Source organism: Cryobacterium gelidum (genome assembly GCF_004403985.1).
Classification (GTDB): domain Bacteria; phylum Actinomycetota; class Actinomycetes; order Actinomycetales; family Microbacteriaceae; genus Cryobacterium; species Cryobacterium gelidum.
Map to the genome: position 1 here is coordinate 170,835 of NZ_SOHL01000015.1, position 23,988 is coordinate 194,822.

A 23,988-nucleotide genomic window follows, 5' to 3' on the forward strand; every position below is an offset into this window, starting at 1 on the left:
CATGGCGACGGTCAGTCATAGCGCAGCCGCGTCTCACGTCGGCAAGATTCGCTCCAACAATCAGGACTCCGGCTACGCCGGACGCTCCCTATTTGTGGTCGCCGACGGCATGGGTGGTCACGCCGGCGGCGATGTGGCGTCGTCGATCGCCACGAAGCGCATCATCGAGGCCGACCAGCACTATGCCAGCGCCCAGGACGCCGAATTCGCCTTGCAGGCCGCTCTCATCGGCGCTAACGCCCAGCTGGCCGAGACGGTGTTCGAACACGCCGAACTGACCGGCATGGGCACGACCGTCAGCGCCATCGTCGTGCTCGAAGGCGAGGTCGCGATCGCCCACATCGGCGACTCACGCATCTATCTGCTGCGCGACAATGAACTCTCCCAGATCACCATCGACCACACTTTCGTGCAGCGCCTGGTCGACAGCGGTCGCATCACCGAGGCTGAAGCCATGGTGCATCCGCGCCGCTCGGTGCTCATGCGCGTGCTCGGCGACGTCGAGGCGAGCCCGGAAATCGACACGTCCATCCTGGCCACGATCGCCGGCGACCGCTGGCTGCTCTGCTCCGACGGCCTCACCGGCGTCGTCTCACACACCGCAATGGCCTCCGCCCTCGCGAGCGGTGCCAACGCCCAGGATGTCGCCGACCTGTTGGTCAAAGAGAGCCTCGACGGTGGCGCTCCCGACAATGTGACCGTGGTCATCGTCGACGTCGGCGACGATGTCGCCCGCACCGACAGCCCGGTCATCGTCGGCTCCGCCGCGAATCCGCTCGCGTTCGGTGAGGAACCCGGTCGCAACCGATCCTTGCGCATTCCGGCCCTGCGCCTGCACCCGGTGCGCGAAACCCACTTCGAGCCCGATTCGCAGGATTACCTCTCCGAACTCATCGAAGAGGATGCCCGCCGCGCCCGCCGCCGCAAGGCCACCTGGTTGATCGGTGTCATTCTGCTGGTGCTCAGCCTGGTCACGACCACGGTCCTCGGCTACCAGTGGACTCAGACCCGTTATTTCGTGGGCGTCGACGGTAACACCGTCGCGATCTACCAGGGTGTGCAGCAGGACATCGGGCCGATCAAACTCTCCAGCGTCTATGAAGATACCGGTCTCCTCCTCTCCGACCTGCGCGTCTACGACCGGCAGCAGGTGGAGCAGACCATCAGCGCTGGCTCCCTCACAGACGCCACGGCCATCGTCAAGCGACTGAAGGGTGTGATCATTGACTAGAGCATCCGCTCAGCAGGCAGGCCAGGCGCCGGCCAGTGAACCGGTGGGTCGCCTGCACCTTCCGCAGAAGCTGCGCAACCTCGAACTGTTCCTGCTGCTGATCGCCTGCTTCATCAACGCGAGCGCGGTCGTGCTCGTACAACTGGGCGCGCTCGGCAAACTCGACCCATCCCTCGTGCTGCTCGGCGCTGGCCTGTCGGTTCTGGTGATCAGTCTGCACGTCGTATTGCGGTTCGTCGCCCGCGACGCTGACCCGTTCATACTGCCGATCGCTACGGTGCTCAACGGCCTCGGTATCGCCATGATCTACCGCATCGACGTCGCCGACCAACAGAGCGGCTGGGACAGCGCCGCCGTGCGACAGACCGTGTGGAGTGCCCTGGCGATTTTCAGCGCCATCACCGTGTTGCTGGTCATCCGCAACCACCGCGTGCTGTTTCGATACACCTACATCGCCGGCCTCGTCGGTGTGATTCTGCTCTTTCTGCCGCTCGTTCCCGGCCTCGGCCAAGAGATCAGCGGGGCCCGGGTCTGGATCCGCGTTGGCAGCTTCGGTACCTTCCAGCCCGGTGAAATCGCCAAAATAGCCCTTGCCGTGTTCTTCGCCGGCTATCTCGTGCGCAACCGCGACAGTCTCTCGATGGTCGGCAAGAAGTTTCTCGGCGCACGCTTTCCCCGCTTTCGCGACCTCGGCCCGATCCTCTCGGTCTGGGCCATGTCGATGTCTGTCATCATCTTTCAGCGCGACCTCGGAACCGCCCTGCTCTACTTCGGCCTGTTCCTGGTCATGCTCTACCTCGCCACCGGCCGTCTCAGTTGGGTGATCATGGGCATGGGCCTGTTCCTCGGCGGCGCCCTGCTGGCGAGCCAGACCCTCGACTACGTCAACGGTCGTTTCAACAACTGGCTGGATGCGCTGAATCCGGATGTCTACGAAGCGCGCGGCGGTAGTTTCCAGCTCGTGCAGGGCCTGTTCGGACTGGCCAAGGGCGGTCTGCTCGGTACCGGCTGGGGCCAGGGACGCCCCGAACTCACTCCGGTCCCGCAGAGCGACTACATTATCGCGAGCCTTGGCGAGGAACTCGGGCTCGCTGGTGTCTTTGCCATCCTCGCCCTGTACCTGCTGTTCGTGGCGCGCGGCTTTCGCATCGGCTTCGCCGGTCAGGACGACTTCGGCAAGCTCCTCGCTGTCGGTCTCGCCTTCGTCGTGGCCCTGCAGTGCTTCATCGTCATCGGCGGTGTCACCCGGGTCATTCCCCTGACCGGCCTGACCACCCCATTTCTAGCCGCCGGCGGTTCCTCGCTCGTGGCCAACTGGATCATCGCGGCGCTATTGCTGCGGCTCTCCGACACCGTGCGCAATCAACCCAGGCTGGTGGTCTAGTGAACCGCGAACTCAAACGCGTCAGCATCGTCGTGATGCTGATGTTCGTCGCCCTGCTCAGCTCCACGTCGATCGTGCAGGCCTTTCAGGCCGACAATCTATCGGCCGACCCGCGCAACACCCGCACGCTGTTCGATAGCTACCAGATCGAGCGTGGCGCCATCCTCGTCGCGGGCGAACCGATCGCACAGTCCATGCCGGCCGACGATGATTTCAAGTTTCTGCGCACCTATACCAACCCCGAGCTCTACGCGCCGATCACCGGGTATATCCCGATCAACGGCGAACCGACCGGACTCGAATTCGCCCTCAATGCCGAACTCACGGGCAACTCCAACTCGCAGTTCTTCGACAAGATCGGCGCCCTGGTCACCGGCCAGGATCCCAAGGGTGCCGCCGTCGAGGTCACCATCGATCCCATAGCCCAGCAGGCCGCCTGGGATGCCCTCGGTGATTACACCGGTTCGGTGGTCGTCACCGAGCCGGCAACGGGCCGCATCCTGGCCATGGTCTCCAAACCGAGCTTCAACCCGAACCTGCTCACCGTGCACAACAACGCCGAGGTCACCTCGAGCTACGACGCCCTGCTGGCCAACGAGAAAGACCCGTTGATCAACCGTGCGATTAATTCGCTCAACCCTCCCGGCTCGGTATTCAAGCTCGTCGTCACCACGGCCGCGCTCGAATCGGGCAAGTACACCCCGGAGAGCACCTTCCCGAACCCTTCCGTCTTCACGGCGCCCGGCACGACGAGTGAGATCAAAAACTCCAGCGAAGGAACCTGTAGTGCCGGCGAGACGGTCACCCTCGCCACCGCTCTCCGACTCTCCTGCAACATTCCGTTCGCTGAACTCGGCCTCGAGCTTGGCGACACGGCCATTCGTGAGACGGCCGAGAAATTCGGTTTCAACAGCAACTACAGCATTCCGATGAAGGTCGCCGAGAGCACATACCCGCGCGGGCTCAACGATCCACAGGCGGCGCAGTCGGCGTTCGGCCAGTTCGACGTTCGGGCAACCCCGCTCCAGATGGCTATGGTCAGCGGTGCCATCGCCAACGGCGGTGTCGTGATGGCGCCCAACGTGGTGCAGAAGATTCTCGCGCCCAACCTCAGTGCCATCCAAACCTTTGAGCCGGTCGAACTTGACCGCGTGATGAGCAAAGAAACGGCCGCAACACTCACCGCGATGATGATCAACGGCGTTCAGGATGGCGCCGCAAGCAATGCAAGAATAGACGGGGTCGACGTGTCGGGAAAAACAGGCACAGCGCAGAACGGATCAACCGATCCATTCACATTGTGGTTCACCGGTTTCGCGCCGGCGAATGACCCTCAATTTGCCATTACCGTTCTTATTGAGGACGGCGGGGGAATGGGACAAACCGGGTTCGGCAACAAACTTGCCGCACCTGTCGCAAAAGAGGTACTAGAGGCGGTGCTTAACAAATGAGACCCACAGCAGGGCTCACCTTCGGGGGACGATACGAGCTGCAGTCGCGCATTGCGATTGGCGGTATGGGTGAGGTGTGGAAGTCCACCGACCTTGTCATTGGACGAAGCGTCGCGATCAAGATCTTGAAAGACGAGTACCTCGGCGACCCCGGTTTTCTGGAGCGTTTCCGCGCCGAGGCCCGCCACGCCGCGCTCGTCAACCACGAGGGCATTGCAAATGTCTTTGACTACGGCGAAGAAGACGGCAGTGCCTTCCTCGTCATGGAACTCGTTCCCGGCGAAGCCCTGTCCACCATTCTTGAACGCGAACACGTATTGCCGGCCGACAAGGTGCTCGACATCGTCGCGCAGACCTCGGCCGCGCTGCACGCCGCCCACGCCGCGGGTCTCGTGCATCGCGACATCAAGCCCGGCAACCTGCTCATCACGCCCGAGGGCCGGGTGAAGATCACCGACTTCGGCATCGCCCGCATCGCCGACCAGGTGCCGCTCACCGCGACCGGCCAGGTCATGGGTACCGTGCAGTACCTCTCGCCCGAGCAGGCCAGCGGACACCCAGCATCACCGACCACCGACATCTACTCCATCGGCATCGTCGCGTACGAGTCACTCGCCGGCCGACGTCCGTTCACGGGTGAGTCGCAGGTGGCCATCGCCATGGCGCAGATCAATGAGATCGCGCCCGATCTGCCGGTAACCGTGTCCGAACCGGTGCGCAACCTCGTCTTTGCCTGCCTCGCCAAGAACCCGGCCGACCGTCCGGCCTCGGCGGCTCACCTGGCGCGCGCGGCATCCGCTCTGCGTCGCGGTGACGTAGCCGCAGCGGCCGTGGCCGTACCGTCACTACTGGGTGGTCTCACGGCCACGAGCGCCACCATGCTCATGCCCGGCGCCGGCGCCGGCAACGACCAGGCCACGACCATCCTTCCGGCGACCGGTGTCCCCGTCACGCGGGCATCCACTGCCGCCGCCCAGGCGGAGAAGAAGAAGACCAGTAAGTGGACCTGGCCTCTCATCGCGCTCGTCGTGCTGCTCGTGATCGTGCTGGCCGGCACGCTCTTCGCCCTGGTCAGTCAGAACAACGACACTCCGTCGCCGGTGCAGACGTCGGCGACGCCCGCGGCCTCACCGACACCGTCGCGCACACCGTCGCCCACACCAACGCCCAGTCCGACGCCATCACCGACCCCCGCCAATACCTCGGTCGACCCGGCCGACTTCGTTGGCCTGCTCAGCTCGGATGCCGCCGCCAAGCTCGTCGAGATGGGATTTGTCTCCGACATTGTCACCGGTAATGCGGCCGCGACCAGTGTTGACGCCGACAAGGTCTACCGGGTCAACCCCACCGGACCGGTTCCGGCCGGCGCGACGGTGACACTCACGGTCTATGGGCCGGTTGCCACGCCGAGCGCGCCGACGTCGGCCCCAACCGCAGCGCCGTCACCAGCCGCCCCGGCCGGCACGGTCACGGTGAGCTGGAACGCACAGACGTGCCCGACCGGCCAGACCCTGGCCGGTTATGAGATCGCCACCGAGGGTGGAGCGGCCGTCATCACCTCGGCCAACCCGACCGACGCTAAAACGACAACGGCCACCATCACCGCCGGAACTGAAGAGTTCAGAGTCAAGTTTCGCTATTTCTGTGGTCAGGTCAGCTCGGAGTACTCTCCCACGGCAACCATTTTGGTAACTGGAGACCCCGGCGCTGGGGAGTAACTCCCCAGCGCCGTGAGGTAAAGTAGCGCTCACCGTGTCCAACCCGAACACCGTGTTTGATTATGGGGGAGTGCTGTCGTGCCTGAATCTGGCCGTTTGATCGCGGGCCGTTATCGCGTCGGCGCCCTGCTCGGCCGTGGCGGCATGTCCGACGTGCACATCGGCACCGATTCGCGGCTCGGCCGCACGGTAGCGATCAAGCTACTGAAATCGACCCTGGCCGCCGACCCGGCGTTTCGTACGCGCTTCCGCCAGGAGGCGCAGGCCGCCGCTCGCATGGCCCACCCGACGATCGTCCGGGTGTTCGATGCCGGCGAGGAGACCGTTCCCGACGCGGCCGGTCACGACTCCCAGATTCCGTTCATCATCATGGAGCACGTAGACGGTCGGCTGCTCAAAGACATTATTCAGGAAGGCCCGATCGAGGCCGCCGAGGCTGTGCGCATCATTGATGGAATTCTGACTGCGCTCGAGTATTCGCACCGGGCCGGCGTCGTGCACCGCGACATCAAGCCCGGCAACATCATGATCACCAAGGCCGGCCAGGTGAAGGTGATGGATTTCGGCATCGCGCGCGCCATCTCCGGCTCGGCCACGACCGTAGCCCAGACCACGGCGATTCTCGGCACCGCAGCCTATTTCTCCCCTGAGCAGGCCAAGGGCGAGTCCGTCGATGCGCGCACCGACCTGTATTCGGCCGGTGTCGTGCTGTTCGAGATGCTCACCGGGCGTCCACCGTTTCGTGGGGACACCCCCGTGGCCGTCGCCTACCAGCACGTCAGTGAGACGCCGGTCAAGCCGTCTACGGTCAACCCGAAGGTGTCGCCGGCCCTGGACTCGGTCGTGTTGCACGCCCTGGCCAAGGACCGATTTGCCCGGTACCAGAGCGCCGTCGAGTTTCGCAACGATGTCGAGACCGCCGGATCGGGTCAGATTCCCAACCACCGTGTCGGTGAAGAAGTCGGTGCCGGTCTGTTCGGAGCTGCGCCCACGGCCATCACCGGTTCAGCGCTCGCCCTCAAACAGCTCTCCGAGGATCAGACGATGGTGCGCACGCAGCGGCGTCCTCCGGTGATCTGGGTGTGGGCTGGCATCGTCTGCGTCGTGGTCATAGTCGTGGCGGTCATGATCTGGGTCGCGAACCTGCAACCCTCGATGGAACTGCCCGCCAGCTCCCGCCAGGTGCCCTCACTCACCGGCCAGACCTACGATGAGGCCCAGAACACACTCCTCGATCTGGATCTCGCGGCCACGCGTTCCGAAGAGTCGAGTACCACGGTGCCCGCCGATCAGATCATTCGAACCGACCCCCCGGCCGACACCATCGTCAATCCCTCGGACGTCATCAAGGTCTTCGTTTCGACCGGTCCGGTGACCGCGGTCGTTCCCGATGTCACCAATCAGGCAATAGCGGATGCGCAGGCCGCGATCGAAGCACTCGGTTTTGTTTCCGGGTCAGTCACGGCAGAGAACTCTGCGACCGTGGCCACCGACGTGGTCATGCGCACCGACCCGGCGGCATCAGCGGCCGAGGTCGCGGGTACCACCGTCAACTACACCGTGTCGAGCGGGGTCGTCACCCTCGCGGATCTGACCGGACAGTCCCTCGTCGCCGCGATCGACCTGGTCGGCAGCAACAGCCTTGTGCCCGTCTCCGAGGCAGACTATACCTGCGCCCAGGAGTCCGGTTCCCCAATCAAGGCGCAGTCACTCGCGCCCGGCGACGTTCCCCAGCGCTCCGAGATCACCCTCACCTACTGCGCGGGCTCGTAGCCCACGTGTTCATTCGCCCCCCACGTCGTGAGATCGGGTGTGGCTAGCTGAGGCGCAGAAGCGGGTGCAGGGTCTTCGCGGTCTCCTGCGCACCCTCAAGCCCGGTCAGGGTCAGCCAGTTGCCGAGCATGAGGTAACCGCCCTCGGTCAGTACTGACTCCGGGTGAAACTGCACCCCGAGAATGGGAGCTGAGGCATGTCGCAACCCCATGATGACGCCGCCCTGCGTGCGCGACGTCACGATGAGGTCACTCGGAACGGTCGACGCGACGACGGCAAGTGAGTGATACCGGGTCGCCGTGAATGGTTGCGGCACTCCGTCATAGAGGTCGCTGCCATCGTGGCTGATCAGTGATGTCTTGCCATGCATGAGTTCTTCAGCGTTGGTCACGGTAGCCCCGAAGGCCTCAGCGATGGCCTGGTGGCCGAGGCACACGCCGAACAAGGGCACGTCGGCGGCGAGTGCCGCCTCAACGACGGCAATGGAGACGCCGGCATCGGAGGGTTTGCCCGGACCCGGAGAGACCAGCACGCCGTCGTACTCGGCAAGGCGGGCGGGCGCATCCGCTTTCTCGAACGAGTCGTTGCGCACGACGTCGGTGTCAGCGCCCAGCTCCATCAGATACCCGTTGAGGGTGTACACAAAGCTGTCGTAGTTGTCGATAACGAGAATACGGGTCATGCGCCGCCGACCGTCGCTTCCTGGTTGTTGAGAATGCCGTCCATCCATGGGTACACCCAGGTGGCGAGAACGGCGAGAACGGCCGCCACGAGGATCAGGACAAGAATGATGCGCACCCCGATTTGTCCGGGAAGGATACGCCACAGTGCTGCGTACATGGAAGCCTCCGAGGCCTGGGCTGCGATGATGGGTGCCAGCTCGGCGGGAGCGCCGGTGAACTTGCCCGACTTCGCGCGGCGCGGGCGCTTGATGACGATCTCGGTGAGGTCATCTGCCGGTGGACACATAATCCAAGTGTACCGATATGACTGGCCTCAGCCTTCGCCTCAAATCCACTCAAACAGGCGAAGACGCTAGGATCACAGGATGGCACGTAAGAATCCCCGCACCCGGCCCGCCCGCACCGAAGTTGCCCGCTCGAACGAAGACACGCCTAATGCCGTCTGGTTCAAGCCGGTCATGTTCGGTTTCATGCTTCTGGGGCTGGCCTGGATCATCGTGTTCTACATCAGTGGCAGCCAGTTGCCTATCGCGGGTCTGGGAGCCATGAACATTCTGGTCGGCTTCGGGATTGCCTTCATCGGCTTTCTGATGACCACGCGCTGGCGCTGATCCAGCGGCCTCAAGCTGGCACCGGCTGACTGCCTGACACTCATCGATCCGTTGCCGTCCGGTTACCAGCGGGCATCAACACGGGTAATGACACCGGTGTAATTATCCCCATGTGGATAGCCCTGTGGATAACTTTCCACCCTCGGTGAGCCTCGCCCGCTAGCTGACGAAGAAACGCGCGAAGCTCAGAAGAACCAGCAGGGCTGCGAACGCGCCGATCAGACCGACTTGCACGGACTTCTGCCGGATGCGTCGCGTCTGCACGAAGATCAGACCGAGCACGGCGCCGCCGATGATTCCGCCGATGTGGGCCTGCCAGGCGATTTGCAGCCCGGGGATGAAGCCGATGACGAGGTTGATGCCGACCAGCACGAGAAGCTGTGTGGCATTACCGCCCAGCCGACGCTGAATCACCAGGAACGCGCCCATCAGACCGAAGATGGCACCGGATGCCCCCACGACGGGTGTGAAGGGATCCGCCAGAAACAGTACCCCCAGTGAACCGGCCAGTGCGCTCAGCAGGTAGAGCGCGAGATAGCGACCGCGACCGAGCAACTGTTCGAGAAGCTGGCCGAAGATCCACAGCGTGTACATATTCAGTAGGACGTGAAAGATGGAGCCGTGCGCGAGCGCGGTTGTCAGCATGCGCCAGGGCTGAAAGCTGTCCGGCTGCGAGAAGACTCCTGCGTACAACAGCAGGTTGGTGATTCGATCACCGAAAACGAATTGCAGCAGATATACGGCCAGGGTTATTCCAATAATGGAATATGTGACCGTGGGCTGTCCGCTGCCGGTCAACCGGGTGAGAATCGCCGGCTTCGTCCGGGGAGCGTTTTTGCGCTGCTCACGCAAGCACTCGGGGCAGATGACCCCGACGGCGGCCTGGGTCTGGCACTCGGCGCAGATGGTGCGTCCACAACGCTGACACAGAATGAAACTCTGCCGCCCCGGATGGCGGTAACAAAAATTCGCCGCCGAGGTCGGCAGATTACTCATTCTCTGTGGAGGGTGCTGGTTAGACGGACTCGACGGAAACGCTCAGGATGGAGACGTCTTCGAGGGGACGGTCGCGCCCGTCGGTAGCGACGGTAGCGAGCTTGGCGACGATCGCGCGGCTGTCCTCGTCTTCGACGGCACCGAAAATGGTGTGCTTGCCCTGCAGCCAGGTCGTCGGGACGACGGTGATGAAGAACTGCGAACCGTTCGTGCCGTGACCGCCCTGAATGCCCGCGTTCGCCATGGCGAGTACGTAGGGCTGCGTGAAGTCGAGGTCGGGGCTGATTTCGTCATCGAACTGGTAGCCGGGACCACCGGTTCCCTGGCCGAGCGGGTCGCCGGCCTGAATCATGAAGTCCTTGATGATGCGGTGGAAGATCGTGCCGTCGTAGAGCGGCGTGGTGGACGCGACTCCCGTGGCGGGGTGCTTCCACTCGAGCTCGCCGGTCGCGAGGCCGACGAAGTTCTTCACCGTTTTCGGAGCGTGATTGCCGAAGAGGTTGACCTTGATCGGTCCGAGGGTGGTGTTCAGGGTGGCGACAGCGGTGTGCTTAGACATACCCCGATTCTTGCACAGCAATCTCAAGCCACTCTGAATGCCGACCCTCGCTCGCAGTGCATTCGCTGGTAAGTCGCCGATTCAGTGGCAAGATAGGCACTCAGTGGCAAGATAGATAAACATTCGCCACACGACATCGATGGAGGGTCCAGATGAGCCTGTCACGCAAGCGCCGCAAGGAGCTCGCTCGGCTGCGCAAAAGCGCAGACGAATTATGGAGCCACCAACAAGAGGTTTTGGAGCGGGCGAACGTTCTCGCTCGTCAGGCTGGTCACCAGGCCGGCATCCTCGCCCGCGAAGAGGTCGCTCCACGTGTCCGCGAGGGTTATGACCATTACCTCCGCTCGAGCGTGAACGCCACGCAGGAAGCCGCCGACGGTGTTCGCCGCCGCGTCGTCCACGACGTTCTTCCCGGCATCGGCACCGCCATCGGCACGGTCATGTCCGTGGGCGATGTTGCCCGCGACGCCCGTGTGCGTGCCGCGCTGGGGCGCATCCGCTTGCAGAAGCCGGTTGTCGTCGAACCGAAGGGTGCGGGAGCTGGAACATATTTCGCTTTCGGCCTCGCCGTGGTTGCAGCCGTCGGCGTCGCCTATGCCGTCTGGCAGACGTTCCGCGCCGACGATGAACTCTGGGTCTCCGACGACGAAGTTGAACCGACCACAGTCCAGGAAGACTAGCCCAGAACGGTCAGCAGCTCGTGAAGGACCCGCATCCACCGGATGCGGGTCCTTCTGCGTCGACGCCCGTTGCGGCCGACAGCGGCCTGTTGAGGGCTGTACAAGCGCTCAGCCACGGAATGCGCGGTGGGCCACCTGCGCCGGGACCGAGTGCGGGTACATAAAAAGGCCCGTCCGAGGACGGGCCTTTTCACCTCAGCTGTGGAGCCACGGGGAATCGAACCCCGGACCTCCTGCTTGCAAAGCAGGCGCTCTACCAATTGAGCTATGGCCCCAATTTCTCAGGCCCGACATCAGCGCGGACGCTGGGATCGGAATAAATCTGGTGCTGCGTGGGGATACCGGGATTTGAACCTGGGACCTCTTCATTATCAGTGAAGCGCTCTAACCAACTGAGCTATATCCCCCTCTTGAGCAGATTGAAGACTACCGGAATCTGGCCGGATCCTGAAATCGAGTGATCCTCCGTACGGAGAAGTTGCGCAATTTTGGGCTGCGAGGGCTGTCTCCGGGAAAAAACAGCCCTCGATCGTGCGTGAAAAGCTGGTTGTGGGTCTAGTTGTTGGTGAAACCAACGAGCAGTCCGCCGGTAATTTTCACGCTCAGGTTGTACAACACGGCGTAGATCGCGCCGAGGGCGGTGATGACGACCACGTTCAGCACGGCCACAACGACGGCGAAGCCCATAACATTACCGATGGAGAGGATGGCGGACAGGTCGCCCGATTCTGCCGCCACAGTGGCATACAGCGCGTCAACCTTGCTCAATACCTCGGTCTGAAGGAGAACCGTGTAGGTGAGGAAGGTCGCCACGATCGTGACGACCGCGAGGCAGACCGCCACCAGGAACGACAGTTTCACGCTCGACCAGAAGTCGACGTAGACCAGCTTCAGTCGAACCTGCTTGCTCGGGGCCTTGCGTGTGGACTTCTTGGCGAGTTTTTCGGCGACGCTACTCATTCGGTGAGTCTACTTTCCCTGGATCACGTTCGGAAGCAGCGCCGTCTGCAGCACTGGTGTCCATGGTGCCGGCTGGTGCGCCGGCGTCCACAACCCCGTCTTCGTCGGTGGCGACCAGATTACGTTCGATATTTTTCGCGATGGAAATGATTCTGTCTTCATCCGCAAACTTGGCGAACACAACACCCATAGTGTCCCGACCCTTGGCCGGAACCTCCGCGACGTCAGAGCGCACCACCTTGCCGCTGGCAAGGACCACCAGAACTTCATCCTCGGAGTTGACGATCAACGAGCCCACCAAATCGCCACGGCCGTCGTTCAGCTTGGCCACCTTGATGCCCAGGCCGCCGCGATTCTGCAACCGGTACTGGTCGGCGGCAGTGCGCTTGGCGTACCCGCCCTCGGTCACCACGAAGACGAATCCGTCGTCATTGATAACGGAGGCGTCCAGCAGGGTGTCCTCTCCGCGGAAGTGCATTCCGATCACACCGGAGGTGCTGCGCCCCATCGGTCGCAGCGCTTCGTCGGTCGCGGTGAAGCGAATCGACATGCCCTTGCGTGAGACCAGCAGAAGGTCGGAATCATCTTCGACCAGAAGTGCGGAGACGAGTTCATCGCCCTCGCGCAGCTTGATGGCGATGATGCCGCCGGTGCGGTTGGTGTCGTATTCGCGAAGCGCGGTCTTCTTGATCAGGCCGTCACGCGTGGCGAGGGTCAGGTACTGAGCGACGTCGTAGTCGCGAATGTCAAGGATTTGGGCGATTTCTTCACCCGGCTGCAGGGCGAGCAGGTTGGCGACGTGCTGCCCCTTGGCGTCACGACCGGATTCCTGCGCTTCATAGGCCTTGGCGCGGTAAACCCGGCCGGTGTTGGTGAAGAACAGCAGCCAGTGGTGCGTCGTGGTGACAAAGAAGTGTTCGACCACGTCATCGGCCCGCAGCTGAGCCCCCTTGACGCCCTTACCCCCGCGGTGCTGGTTGCGATAGTTGTCGCTACGGGTGCGTTTGATGTAACCGCCGCGGGTGACGGTAACCACCATCTCCTCTTCGGGGATGAGATCTTCGACGGACATGTCGCCGTCGAAACCGAACATGATCTCGGTACGGCGGTCGTCGCCAAACTTCCCGGTGATCTCGGCGAGTTCCTCACTGATGATCGTTCGCTGGCGTTCGGGGCTGGCCAGAATCGACTTGAATTCCGCGATCTGCAGTTCGAGTTCGGCGGCCTGGTCGATGATCTTCTGACGCTCGAGGGCGGCGAGGCGACGCAGCTGCATGGTGAGGATGGCATCGGCCTGCAGTTTGTCCACGACGAGCAGGGCCATCAGGCCCTCGCGGGCGTCGTCGACCGTGTTCGACCGACGGATGAGCGCGATCACCTCGTCGAGGGCGTCGAGCGCCTTGAGATAGCCACGCAAAATGTGCGCGTCAGCTTCGGCCTTGTTCAGACGGAACTGGGTGCGCCTGACAATGACCTCGATCTGGTGTGCGACCCAGGCCGAGATGAAGCCGTCGAGCGCGAGCGTGCGCGGAACGCCGTCGACGATGGCGAGCATGTTGGCGCCGAAGTTTTCCTGCAGCTGGGTGTGCTTGTACAGGTTGTTCAGCACGACCTTGGCCACGGCGTCGCGTTTGAGCACGATCACGAGGCGCTGGCCGGTTCGGCCACTGGTCTCATCGCGAATGTCCGCGATACCGGTGATCTTGGCGTCCTTGACCAGGTCGGCGATCTTGATCGCGAGGTTGTCGGGATTCACCTGGTACGGCAGCTCGGTGATCACGAGGCAGGTGCGACCCTGAATCTCTTCGATGCTGACCACGGCCCGCATCGTAATGGAGCCGCGACCAGTGCGGTAGGCGTCCTGGATTCCCTTGACGCCTAGAATCTGTGCGCCGGTGGGAAAGTCAGGGCCCTTGATGCGCGCAATCAGCGCTTCGAGTAGTTCCTCGCGGCTGGCCCCGGGGTTTTGCAGATACCACTGGGCGCCCGCGGCGACTTCGCGCAGGTTGTGCGGCGGAATGTTGGTGGCCATACCGACGGCGATACCCACCGAGCCGTTGACCAGCAGGTTTGGAAATCGGGCCGGCAGCACGGTCGGCTCGAGGGTGCGACCGTCATAATTGTCCTGAAAATCGACGGTGTCCTCGTCGATGTCCCGCACCATTTCCAGGGCCAGCGGGGCCATTTTCGTTTCGGTGTATCGCGGGGCAGCAGCACCGTCGTTGCCGGGGGAACCAAAGTTTCCCTGGCCGAGGGCGAGCGGATACCGCAGGCTCCAGGGCTGAACGAGACGCACGAGCGCGTCATAGATCGAGGAGTCACCGTGCGGGTGGAACTGGCCCATCACGTCGCCGACGACGCGGGCGCACTTGGAGAACGCCTTGTCTGGGCGGTAGCCACCGTCGAACATGGCGTAGATCACGCGACGGTGCACCGGCTTCATGCCGTCACGCACGTCCGGCAACGCTCGTCCGACGATGACGCTCATCGCATAGTCGAGATAGGAGCGCTGCATTTCCAGCTGCAGATCGACCTGATCGATCCTGCCGTGCTGCACGAGGTGGGCAGCCGCAGCAGCCGCATGTGCGGCCGTCACTTCGGGGGTGATCGATTCGGAGTTGCCCGTGGTGTCGTCAGATGTCAAGGAAACGCACGTCCTTCGCGTTTTTCTGGATGAAGTTGCGTCGTGATTCGACGTCTTCACCCATCAGGGTGGAGAAGATTTCGTCGGCGGATGCCGCGTCGTCCAGGGTGACCTGCAGCAGGGTGCGGGATTCGGGGGCCATGGTGGTTTCCCACAATTCCTTGTAGTCCATCTCACCGAGGCCCTTGTAGCGCTGGATCCCGTTATCTTTCGGGATGCGCTTGCCGGCGGTGACACCATCGGCCAGAAGCGCATCACGCTCGGCGTCGGAGTACACATACTGGTGCGCAGAGTTGCTCCATTTGAGACGGTACAGCGGCGGTTGGGCTAGGTACACATAGCCGAGGTCGATCAGTGGTCGCATGTAGCGAAACAGCAGGGTCAACAGCAGGGTGGTGATGTGCTGGCCGTCGACATCGGCGTCGGCCATCAAAACGATCTTGTGGTAGCGCACCTTGTCGGGGTTGAATTCTTCCCCCATGCCCGCGCCGAAGGCCGTGATCATCGCCTGAACCTCGGCGTTGCCGAGGGCACGGTCGAGACGAGCCTTCTCCACGTTGAGGATCTTGCCGCGAAGGGGCAGGATGGCCTGGAATTCGGGGTTACGACCCTGCACGGCAGAGCCGCCGGCCGAGTCACCCTCCACGATGAAAATCTCGGACAGCGACGGGTCCTTGCTCTGGCAGTCCTTGAGCTTGCCCGGCATGCCACCACCCTCGAGCAGTCCCTTGCGGCGCGCGGTTTCGCGGGCCTTACGGGCTGCCATTCGAGCGTTCGAAGCCTGCAGGGACTTGCGGATGATTTCGCGGGCCGGGTTCGGGTTGCGGTTGAACCAGTCGGTGAGCTGGTCGTTGGCGACCTTTTGCACGAAAGACTTCGCCTCGGTGTTGCCGAGCTTGGTCTTGGTCTGGCCTTCGAACTGCGGTTCGGCGAGTTTGATCGAGACGACCGCGGTCAGTCCCTCGCGAACGTCGTCACCGGTGAGGTTGTCATCCTTTTCTTTCAGGATGCCCTTCTCGCGGGCGTACTTGTTGACGAGTGTGGTGAGCGCGGCGCGAAAACCCTCCTCGTGGGTACCACCCTCGTGGGTGTTGATCGTGTTTGCGTAGGTGTGCACGCTCTCGGTGTATGCGGTGGTCCACTGCATGGCGACTTCGAGCGCCATCTTGCGTTCGTGGTCTTCCCATTCGAATGAGATGATCTCATCGTTGACCAGGTCGGCCTTCTTGGCGCGGTTCAGGTATTGGACGTAGTCGACGAGTCCCTGGTCGTACTTGAAGGTGTTACTGACGGCCTTGCCGTCGTCGGTACGGTTGGCTTCACGCTCATCGGTGAGGGTGAGGCGCAGCCCCTTATTGAGGAAGCCCATCTGCTGAAACCGTGCGCGCAGGGTTTCGTAGTCGAAATCGATCGTTTCGAAGGTTTCGGAACTCGGCCAGAACGTGATGGTCGTGCCGGTTTCATCGTTCGCTTCGCCCTGTTCCAGGGGAGCATTCGGAAAACCGTTCGCGAAACTCTGACGCCAAATGAACCCTTGACGACGAACCTCGACCTCGAGGCGACTCGAGAGGGCGTTGACCACGGAACTGCCGACGCCGTGCAGTCCACCGGAGACGGAATAACCACCCCCGCCGAATTTTCCGCCGGCGTGCAGCACGGTCAGAACGACCTCGACGGTCGAGCGTCCTTCGGCTTTATGAATGTCAACCGGAATTCCGCGGCCATTGTCCTCGACGCGAATCGCACCGTCGGCCAAGATACGAATGTCAATGGTGTCGCAGTGCCCCGCCAGAGCCTCATCGACGGAGTTGTCGACGATCTCATAGACGAGGTGATGCAATCCGCGTGGTCCGGTAGAACCGATATACATCCCCGGTCGCTTGCGTACGGCTTCCAGACCTTCAAGCACCTGGATGTCGTCGGCGCCGTACTCGTGTTCCGGCTCCCGCTCCGACTGAACTTCTTGCCGGGAAATGATTGGGGACGTATCTGGGGACGTATCTGGGGACGTGCGTTCGGGCGTCGGTTCAACTGTCATCTGAAATTAGGCTCCTGACCATCGCACGGGCGACCCCTTAGTCTACCAAACGGGGGGAGATGAACCGGCCATAATCGCCCTTGGACGCGTTTTGTTCATCGGGTTGACCATAATTGCTGGGTCACCCGTAGGTATCGCGCGGACCACGCCCTGGAATTGATCTGGGACCCTTTTTCCAAGACGGAGCGTTGGGGCCCTGAAAACGAATCGATTGAATGCCTGCGTCCGGGTAGCGATTTGCAATGTGTTCCATGATCACGTTGCGCATCAGCCGCAATTGGGTGGCCCAGGCGGTAGATTCACAGTGCACGGTGAGCACGCCATCGTCGATGCCGGCCGGGGTGGAATGATTGGCGGTTTCTTCGCCGGCCAACTCCGTCCACGACGCGAGAAGTTCGGATTGAGCCAACGGTGAATTCCACCCGAGCTGCATGGTGAGCGAGTTGATTGTGTCACCGAGACCGCGCGGGTCGCGCCCGATTCCAAAGGGAACGCTCGAGCCAGAGACCGGCGCACTGCGTTTCCGGCCGCGCGAGCGCCGAGCGTTCGGATCGCCGAAAATACTCTTGAAGCGCAAGTAGACCTGTGCCGCTTCACTGGTATTGAATTCCGCCGGATCGTCGTTCTCCTGCGTTTCACGTGGAACATCATGGTCAGCCATCAATGACCGCTCCGGCGTGAATGTGAATCGTGTGCGCCACGAGGGCCGCCGGAACATCTTCGAGCACGGCGGCCGTGATCAAAACCTGTTCGAATGACCCGATCGCAGCGGCCAACCGGGACCGGCGGTGTAGATCAAGCTCGGCAAAAACATCATCGAGAATCAGTACCGGGTCGCCACTGGCCGAATCCTGGCGCAACAGCTGGGCGGATGCGAGTTTCAACGCCAGCGCGAACGACCACGATTCTCCATGGCTGGCGTAGCCCTTGGCGGGCAGGGCGTTGAGCATGAAGACCAGGTCATCTCGGTGCGGACCAGCGAGAGTGACACCCCTGTCCAGCTCGCGTTTACGCAGTCCGGTCAGCGCCGTTCGAAAGATCTCCTGGGTGGAAGAGTCTACCGAGCTCACTGCTTTCGGCGAGCTGAGGGTCGCCATCGCGCCGGGATCGGCGTCTTCGTCAGCGCCCAGAATGCTCAGGCTGGCGACCAGCGCCGGACCATGATCTTCATTCACGACGGCCCGATAAGCCGCTCGCAGCGGTTCACCGAGCTGCTGCACAAGCTTTGAACGCTCGTCGATGATCTCCGAACCGAACTCCACCAAGCGTTCGTCCCAGATATCGAGTGTCGATAGCTGGTTGCCGCGCATCCCGGATGCCCGAGCCGACTTCAGCAGGGTATTGCGCTGTTTGAGCACCCGGTCGTAGTCGCTGAGCACCGCGGCGAGCCGCGGGCTGCGCAACACCAGGAGCTGATCGAGAAATTTGCGTCGACCCGAGGGATCACCGCGCACGAGGGAGAGGTCCTCCGGAGCAAAGACCACACTCGAAAAGTAGCGTGGAAGATCGCGGGTCTTGATGACTGACCGATTGACCTGCGCCCGGTTCTGTCCTGTACGGTTCAGCTGCACCTCGGCGAGGATATCCCGGCCGTTGTATTCGAGCCTGGCCCGAATAATGCCCGAATCATGGCCGGCCCGAATCATGGCTTTGTCAGTGGAGACTCGGTGGGAACCCAGTGTGCTGAGAAAGCCGAGCGCTTCGACCAGGTTGGTCTTGCCCTGCCCGTTGCGCCCGACGATGAGGTTTGGGCCTGGGAAGAAACTGACCTCGGCCTTCGCATAGTTGCGAAAGTCGGTCAGCGAGAGCTGGGTGACCCGCACCGGTGTTAGCGCAGCAGCAGGTTGGGCTGAAGCAGGTACTTGTAGCTGTCCGCTCCGGCCTGCTCGCGCGAGGTCTGGCTGGTGATCAGCACCGGCCCTGGCTTGTTCGGGTTTTCCGTCTTCGTGAACGAGATCCGCACGAATTCGGAGTGCACCGCGCTGAGCCCGTCGAGCAGGAACTGCGGTTTGAGCGAGACCACGGTCTCGATACCCGAGAGGATGGCATCAATGGTTTCCGAGGCCTGTGCCTGTTCGGACCCCACCGCTTCGAGCGTGACGCCGTCGGTGGCGAACGTGAAACGCAGGGCCGCCTCACGTTCTAGCACAAGCTGCACGCGGCGAGTGGCTTCAATCAAATCGGCCGTGTTCATCACCGCATAGTTGTCAATTGCTGTGGGAAACAAACGGCGAACAGGAGGAAAATTACCCTTGATCAACAATGACGTAACGGTCTTCTTGTTGGCCGTGAACGCGATTAATTCGCGGTCGTCGCTGTTGGTGATGGAGACCGAGATGGTTCCGCTGTGGCCAAAGGTCTTGCCGACTTCCTGCAGGGTTCGAGCTGGCACAAGTGCCGTGATGGTGCCAGCGGCGGTGTTGCTGCCCGGGTCCCAATCGATTTCCCTAACCGCGACGCGGTAGCGATCGGTGGCGACCAGGCTCAGGCTGTTTTCCGTTACCTCCAGCTGCACACCGGTGATGACGGGAGTGACGTCGTCCCGCGACGCGGCGACGGCGACCTGGGCAACAGCAGCGGCAAATTCTTCAGCGGGCACGAGGCCGGACTGGGTGCTCACCTGCGGAATGCTCGGATACTCCTCAACCGGCATAGATAGCAGGGTGAAACTTGCCGAGCCACAGCTCACCTTGATGCGTGAGTTCTCTGTGGAAAAACGCACCGGTGCATTGGGGAGCCGGCTGGCGATCTCGGCGAGTAGACGGCCAGAGACCAAAACCTTGCCGGTTTCTTCGACCTCGGCCACGATTTCGGTTTGAGCAGAGACCTCGTAGTCGAATGACGACAGGATCAAGCCCGTTGCGGTCGCTTCGATAAGCACGCCACTGAGGATGGGCAGGGTGGTGCGCTGCGGTAACAGCTTGACCGCGAAGGAAACTGCTTCGCTGAAGACATCCCGATTTGCCTGAAATCTCACGATGTCATTCCTTAGCGTTTGCGGCGGATGGGTGGGCCTCAATGCTAGCTGTCTTCACCGGCCGGTTCGGTACGGTGCCTCTTCGAGGGGCTTGGCAGTCAAGGTTGTCGGCTAGATCCAGTTAAAGAATTCTTGTTAATCTTCTTAACCGTTGTGGAAACTGTGGATAACTCTGTGAAAACCGCTCAGGCATTGGGAACTACACGTTTGTAACTTGTGGGCGAGCTGTGGAAGTTTGTCATTCGTTTGAGCAACTCGGACTTGGTGTAATTACACGTTTCTACAGGCAGGCATCAAGTTTCTACAGGAATGGCCACGTTGTGTGAGTTAATTCCACAGGGTTATCCACAGGTGTGAAAACTAAAAAAATTTGGCCCCTCCGGGTCAAACCTGGTCTCCACGACCTGAAACTCGTGAAACCTCCGGAGGGGCCGTGCTGCCGTATCCGGCTATTTGTAGCGGTGATCCTGTTTGATGCGGTTGGTCAGCTCGGTCACCTGGTTGTAGATGGAGCGCCGTTCCTTCATGAGTTCACTGATCTTCTTATTGGCGTACATCACGGTCGTGTGGTCGCGGTTACCGAAGAGCTGGCCGATCTTGGGCAGCGACAGGTTCGTGAGTTCTCGGCACAAATACATGGCAATTTGACGAGCCGTGGCGATCGCTTGCGACCGACTGGAACCGTAGAGATCATCGACTGACAGCTTGAAGTAATTGGCCGTGTTGGTGATGATGTCGACCGGAGCGATCACGTTGTCCTCGTCCAGGGTAATGAGGTCTTTGAGCACCGTCTGAACGAGGTCCATATCCACCGGCGTGCGATTCAAACTCGCGAACGCAGTGACTCGAATCAGGGTGCCTTCGAGCTCACGAATATTCGACGACACTTTCGAGGCCATGAATTCAAGAATGTCGTGCGGCACTTGCAGCTTTTCGCTCTGCGCTTTCTTGCGCAGAATGGCGATGCGGGTCTCCAGGTCGGGAGCCTGGACATCTGTGATCAGACCCCACTCGAACCGGCTTCGCATACGGTCTTCGAAGCCAGTGAGGTGTTTGGGCGGTAAATCGCTGGTGATGACCACCTGCTTGTTGTGGTCATGCAGGGTGTTGAAGGTATGGAAGAACGCTTCCTGGGTTTCTGCCTTGTTCTGCAGAAACTGGATGTCATCGATCATCAAAATGTCGATGTTGCGATAACGCGCTTGAAAGGCGGAACCGCGGTTGTTCGCGATGGAGTTGATGAAGTCGTTGGTGAACTCTTCGGAACTGACGTAACGAACACGGATACCCGGGTACAGGCTCATGGCGTAGTGACCGATGGCGTGCAATAGGTGGGTTTTTCCGAGGCCCGACGACCCATAGATGAAGAGCGGGTTGTAGGCCTTGGCCGGCGCTTCGGCCACCGCCACGGCGGCCGCGTGCGCGAATCGATTGGACTGCCCGATCACGAAATTGTCAAAACTGTATTTGGGGTTGAGCCGAGTTTCATGGACCGGTGTCGGAGCAGCGCCCTCGAACACCGATTGCGACGGGGACGGCGTGATGACAACGTCGGGTGGAGTCATCGTCTGTTGCACCGGTCGCAGCGACTCCTGCTCGAGTTCGGGGTTCACCACCACGTAGAACGTGGACACTGCCGTGGCCTCATCGAGCTGACCCATTGCGGTGAGCAGGGGAACCCGCATTCGCTGGTTGAGCATGCTCGCCGTGAACTCGTTGGGCACCTCGAGATAGAAGGTGCCAGCGGCGATGCCTTTCGGCTCGACCAGACTGAGGAATCCGTAGAGCATGGGTGTGATGGTGGCGTCGGATTCCAACGCGGTCAGGACGGACCGCCAGGTCTGGACAATCGGCGTTTCAACGTCTGCCATGGTTCCTACAATCTCTGTGTTTCGGTTTTTCACTGTTCGACCGCGGAGGCCGGTGATGCGGGGCCGATGGTGCACACCAGCTCATCTGCCGTCACGGCTCATCCCGCGGCGTCTTTCTCGAGTCATCGCTAAAGTTATCCACCGCTTGTGTATAGAACCGACCGAATTCTCAGGTTGAAGACACCAACCTGTGGATAACTTGTCTTCACGGTAGTCAATCCCACTCAGCGAGGCGAATTCACCCGTGGCTCGCCTGCTCGGTTCGGTATCCACACTGGAGTCATTATTGTGGATAATCTCCTGATTCGGGGCCTGAGTTTGACCAGACGTGGCCCAGGCCGTAGTTTTAATCAGTTGACCCCATCCCGCGGGCTTCCAACTTCTGTGCGCGCTGCTGTTCTGGCCGAGGGGAACTTGGCCAGCGGTGATTCAAATACGTGGAGATTGAACTATGAGCAAGAGAACCTTCCAGCCGAACAACCGCCGACGCGCCAAGGTGCACGGCTTCCGTCTGCGCATGCGCACCCGTGCGGGCCGCGCCATCCTCGGTGCTCGCCGTCGCAAGGGTCGCACCGAACTCTCCGCGTAGGTCCTGATGGTCGCCAGGTTCTCGTGCTCGCTCACGTAAATCGCATTACGAGTGGCAGCGATTACCAGGGCGTCGTTCGGCGTGGTGTCCGGATCGTCGGTGCACACACCGTCCTCTATGTTCGGCCCGGCCCCGTACCCACGGATGTCGTTGTCCCGGTTCGCTTCGGATTCATCGTCGCAAAAAATGTGGGTGACGCCGTGAGACGCAATCTCGTTCGCCGTCGCCTCAAGGCGGTAACGTCCGAGTTGCTGTCCACGGTATCGCCGGGAACGGACATCGTCATCCGCGCTCTGCCGACTGCGCGAGATGCCGCGTGGCAGACGCTGCGCGATGAAGTGCAACGTTCCCTCTCGCGCTCGCGACCAGCGCGAAAGGGCAGCGCGGGCCGATGAACTCCGTGCTCACGACGATCGTCCTGCTGCCCCGTAACGCGGGTGTGCTGTTGCTTCGCGTGTACCGCGCCGTGATCTCTCCGCTCTATGGAGATGTGTGTCGGTTCTACCCGTCTTGCTCGGCCTACGCACTGGGGGCCGTTCAGGAACACGGACTAGCGTGGGGCTGCGCCCTTGCTGCACGCAGACTGAGCCATTGTCATCCGTGGTCTGAAGGCGGCATCGATGATGTACCTCTCAAAAGCAAACGTCGCTACAGCGTGACGTCGTTCGGTTTTGTCGTTGCACCTAGCCACGGAAAGGGCTAACCCACAGTATGGACCTCATAGGTACGATCCTCTGGCCTCTGAAATGGGTGGTCGAGCTACTGCTTGTCGCCTTCCACTGGCTCTTTTCCCAGATCGGAATCGCAGGTCTGGGCTACGACGACGGTCTCACCTGGGTGCTGTCCATCGTCGGCCTCGTACTGGTAGTGCGTGCGGCTCTCATTCCCATCTTCGTGCGACAGATCAAAAGCCAGCGCAAGATGCTCGAGGTCGCCCCCCAGCTGAAGAAGATCCAAGACAAGTACAAGGGTAAGAAAGACCAATTCTCGCGTGAGGCCATGTCCCGCGAGACCATGGCAATGTACAAGAAGACGGGTACGAACCCGCTGAGCTCCTGCCTGCCACTGCTGCTGCAGATGCCCATCTTCTTCGCCCTGTTCTCTGTGCTCAACGACGCCCAGCGCGCCAAGGCTGGCGTCGGACCGCTCAACAGCGACCTCGCGATCAGCTTCGGCAACGCCACCCTGTTCGGTGAAGCACCGCTACACGACACCTTCGCCTCGCAGTGGTCACTCTGGACATCCGGTCAGTCGTTCAACGTAACCGTCATGATCATCGCGGCGACCATGGTCGTGCTTATGACCGCGTCGCAGTTCATCACGCAGCTGCAGATCGTCTCCAAGAACATGTCGCCGGAGACCAAGGCGAGCCCCATGTTCAAGCAGCAGCGCATCATGCTCTACCTGCTCCCCCTCGTTTTCGCCTTCTCCGGTGTCGCGTTCCCGCTCGGCGTCATGTTCTACTGGCTCACCTCGAACTTCTGGACCATGATTCAGCAGTTCCTGGTGATTCGAAACATGCCAACGCCCGGCAGTGAAGCCGCCAAGGCGCGGGAAGAGCGCATGGCCCGCAAGGGTAAGCTCATCGCGACCGACGGTGACATCATTGTGGTCGAGGAGCCCGCCAAGCCCGTGCAGCGTCAGCAGCCGGTCGGTAAGGCTCGCGCCAAGAAGCAGACCGGCCCGAAAAAGTAGTGGAGATCACCGTGACGGACAAGACCGGCCTCAGCGAGGAAAGCACTGCGGTGAGCGACAGCCCGCTTCCCGCGGTTGTCTCCCCGAACCTCTCCCCGGGCGCTCCCACAGCGGATGCCCCCTCCGTT

Annotated in this window: 22 protein-coding genes and 2 tRNA genes; 11 read left to right on the top strand and 13 right to left on the bottom strand. The window is 61.6% G+C overall.

Annotated elements, in window-relative coordinates:
• Position 1 precedes the first annotated feature (1 nt).
• The 5 genes from E3T50_RS09250 (at position 2) to pknB (ending at position 7,557) form a co-directional block, all read left to right on the top strand.
• Complete coding sequence (locus tag E3T50_RS09250; protein WP_134551571.1) at positions 2 to 1,231, top strand: PP2C family protein-serine/threonine phosphatase; 1,230 nt, start codon at positions 2 to 4, stop codon at positions 1,229 to 1,231.
• The gene (locus E3T50_RS09255; protein ID WP_134551572.1) at positions 1,224 to 2,615 is read left to right on the top strand and encodes an FtsW/RodA/SpoVE family cell cycle protein; all 1,392 of its coding nucleotides are present in this window, start codon (positions 1,224 to 1,226) and stop codon (positions 2,613 to 2,615) included. The genes E3T50_RS09250 and E3T50_RS09255 overlap by 8 nt, the downstream gene beginning before the upstream one ends.
• Positions 2,615 to 4,066, top strand: a complete 1,452-nt coding sequence (locus E3T50_RS09260; RefSeq protein ID WP_134551573.1) for a peptidoglycan D,D-transpeptidase FtsI family protein — start codon at positions 2,615 to 2,617, stop codon at positions 4,064 to 4,066. The genes E3T50_RS09255 and E3T50_RS09260 overlap by 1 nt, the downstream gene beginning before the upstream one ends.
• Positions 4,063 to 5,784, top strand: a complete 1,722-nt coding sequence (locus E3T50_RS09265) for a serine/threonine-protein kinase (protein ID WP_134551574.1) — start codon at positions 4,063 to 4,065, stop codon at positions 5,782 to 5,784. The genes E3T50_RS09260 and E3T50_RS09265 overlap by 4 nt, the downstream gene beginning before the upstream one ends.
• Positions 5,785 to 5,862: 78 nt before the next feature.
• Positions 5,863 to 7,557, top strand: coding sequence for a Stk1 family PASTA domain-containing Ser/Thr kinase (gene pknB, locus E3T50_RS09270; RefSeq protein WP_134551575.1), 1,695 nt, complete (start codon positions 5,863 to 5,865; stop codon positions 7,555 to 7,557).
• Between the two features lie 43 nt (positions 7,558 to 7,600).
• Here the strand turns inward: pknB and E3T50_RS09275 are convergent, their stop codons facing one another.
• Complete coding sequence (locus E3T50_RS09275) at positions 7,601 to 8,239, bottom strand: anthranilate synthase component II (protein WP_134458659.1); 639 nt, start codon at positions 8,237 to 8,239, stop codon at positions 7,601 to 7,603.
• Positions 8,236 to 8,526 carry a hypothetical protein gene (locus tag E3T50_RS09280; protein WP_134551576.1) on the bottom strand — a complete coding sequence of 97 codons (291 nt, stop codon included), beginning with the start codon at positions 8,524 to 8,526 and terminating at the stop codon, positions 8,236 to 8,238. The genes E3T50_RS09275 and E3T50_RS09280 overlap by 4 nt, the downstream gene beginning before the upstream one ends.
• 79 nt (positions 8,527 to 8,605) lie before the next feature.
• Here E3T50_RS09280 and E3T50_RS09285 point away from each other — a divergent pair, with 79 nt between their 5' ends.
• Complete coding sequence (locus tag E3T50_RS09285) at positions 8,606 to 8,851, top strand: cell division protein CrgA (protein ID WP_134551577.1); 246 nt, start codon at positions 8,606 to 8,608, stop codon at positions 8,849 to 8,851.
• 159 nt (positions 8,852 to 9,010) lie between these two features.
• Here the strand turns inward: E3T50_RS09285 and E3T50_RS09290 are convergent, their stop codons facing one another.
• Entirely contained in the window at positions 9,011 to 9,847 is an 837-nt protein-coding gene (locus E3T50_RS09290) for a rhomboid family intramembrane serine protease (RefSeq protein ID WP_134551578.1), read from the bottom strand.
• A gap of 19 nt (positions 9,848 to 9,866) precedes the next feature.
• Positions 9,867 to 10,406, bottom strand: a complete 540-nt coding sequence (locus tag E3T50_RS09295; protein WP_134551579.1) for a peptidylprolyl isomerase — start codon at positions 10,404 to 10,406, stop codon at positions 9,867 to 9,869.
• 152 nt (positions 10,407 to 10,558) lie between these two features.
• Between E3T50_RS09295 and E3T50_RS09300 the strand changes: the two genes are divergently transcribed.
• Positions 10,559 to 11,086, top strand: a complete 528-nt coding sequence (locus E3T50_RS09300; protein ID WP_134551580.1) for a hypothetical protein — start codon at positions 10,559 to 10,561, stop codon at positions 11,084 to 11,086.
• Between the two features lie 202 nt (positions 11,087 to 11,288).
• Here the strand turns inward: E3T50_RS09300 and E3T50_RS09305 are convergent.
• From E3T50_RS09305 to dnaA, 9 genes are all read right to left on the bottom strand, one after another.
• Positions 11,289 to 11,361: transfer RNA gene (locus E3T50_RS09305), tRNA-Ala, on the bottom strand.
• Positions 11,362 to 11,419: 58 nt separating this feature from the next.
• Positions 11,420 to 11,493: transfer RNA gene (locus tag E3T50_RS09310), tRNA-Ile, on the bottom strand.
• 148 nt (positions 11,494 to 11,641) lie between these two features.
• Positions 11,642 to 12,046, bottom strand: a complete 405-nt coding sequence (locus E3T50_RS09315) for a DUF3566 domain-containing protein (RefSeq protein ID WP_134458647.1) — start codon at positions 12,044 to 12,046, stop codon at positions 11,642 to 11,644.
• A complete protein-coding gene (gene gyrA / locus E3T50_RS09320) occupies positions 12,039 to 14,642 on the bottom strand; it encodes a DNA gyrase subunit A (RefSeq protein ID WP_241990860.1) in 2,604 nt (867 codons plus the stop codon). The genes E3T50_RS09315 and gyrA overlap by 8 nt, the downstream gene beginning before the upstream one ends.
• Before the next feature lie 37 nt (positions 14,643 to 14,679).
• Positions 14,680 to 16,728, bottom strand: a complete 2,049-nt coding sequence (gene gyrB / locus E3T50_RS09325) for a DNA topoisomerase (ATP-hydrolyzing) subunit B (RefSeq protein WP_134551582.1) — start codon at positions 16,726 to 16,728, stop codon at positions 14,680 to 14,682.
• Positions 16,729 to 16,849: 121 nt separating this feature from the next.
• Complete coding sequence (locus E3T50_RS09330; RefSeq protein ID WP_134551583.1) at positions 16,850 to 17,389, bottom strand: DciA family protein; 540 nt, start codon at positions 17,387 to 17,389, stop codon at positions 16,850 to 16,852.
• Entirely contained in the window at positions 17,382 to 18,551 is a 1,170-nt protein-coding gene (gene recF, locus E3T50_RS09335) for a DNA replication/repair protein RecF (RefSeq protein WP_134551584.1), read from the bottom strand. The genes E3T50_RS09330 and recF overlap by 8 nt, the downstream gene beginning before the upstream one ends.
• Positions 18,552 to 18,556: 5 nt before the next feature.
• Positions 18,557 to 19,705 carry a DNA polymerase III subunit beta gene (dnaN, locus tag E3T50_RS09340; protein WP_134458637.1) on the bottom strand — a complete coding sequence of 383 codons (1,149 nt, stop codon included), beginning with the start codon at positions 19,703 to 19,705 and terminating at the stop codon, positions 18,557 to 18,559.
• A 449-nt stretch (positions 19,706 to 20,154) separates the two neighbouring features.
• The gene (gene dnaA, locus E3T50_RS09345; protein WP_134458634.1) at positions 20,155 to 21,576 is read right to left on the bottom strand and encodes a chromosomal replication initiator protein DnaA; all 1,422 of its coding nucleotides are present in this window, start codon (positions 21,574 to 21,576) and stop codon (positions 20,155 to 20,157) included.
• A gap of 451 nt (positions 21,577 to 22,027) precedes the next feature.
• Between dnaA and rpmH the strand changes: the two genes are divergently transcribed.
• Genes rpmH through yidC form a run of 4 tightly spaced genes read left to right on the top strand, consistent with a single transcriptional unit; the run spans position 22,028 to position 23,860 of the window.
• On the top strand, positions 22,028 to 22,165 hold the full coding sequence (gene rpmH / locus E3T50_RS09350; protein ID WP_010204566.1) for a 50S ribosomal protein L34: 138 nt from the start codon (positions 22,028 to 22,030) through the stop codon (positions 22,163 to 22,165).
• 23 nt (positions 22,166 to 22,188) lie between these two features.
• A complete protein-coding gene (rnpA, locus tag E3T50_RS09355; RefSeq protein WP_134551585.1) occupies positions 22,189 to 22,560 on the top strand; it encodes a ribonuclease P protein component in 372 nt (123 codons plus the stop codon).
• Positions 22,557 to 22,868, top strand: a complete 312-nt coding sequence (gene yidD, locus E3T50_RS09360) for a membrane protein insertion efficiency factor YidD (protein WP_134551586.1) — start codon at positions 22,557 to 22,559, stop codon at positions 22,866 to 22,868. The genes rnpA and yidD overlap by 4 nt, the downstream gene beginning before the upstream one ends.
• An 8-nt stretch (positions 22,869 to 22,876) precedes the next feature.
• Entirely contained in the window at positions 22,877 to 23,860 is a 984-nt protein-coding gene (yidC, locus tag E3T50_RS09365) for a membrane protein insertase YidC (RefSeq protein ID WP_134551587.1), read from the top strand.
• The last annotated feature ends 128 nt before the right edge of the window (positions 23,861 to 23,988 follow it).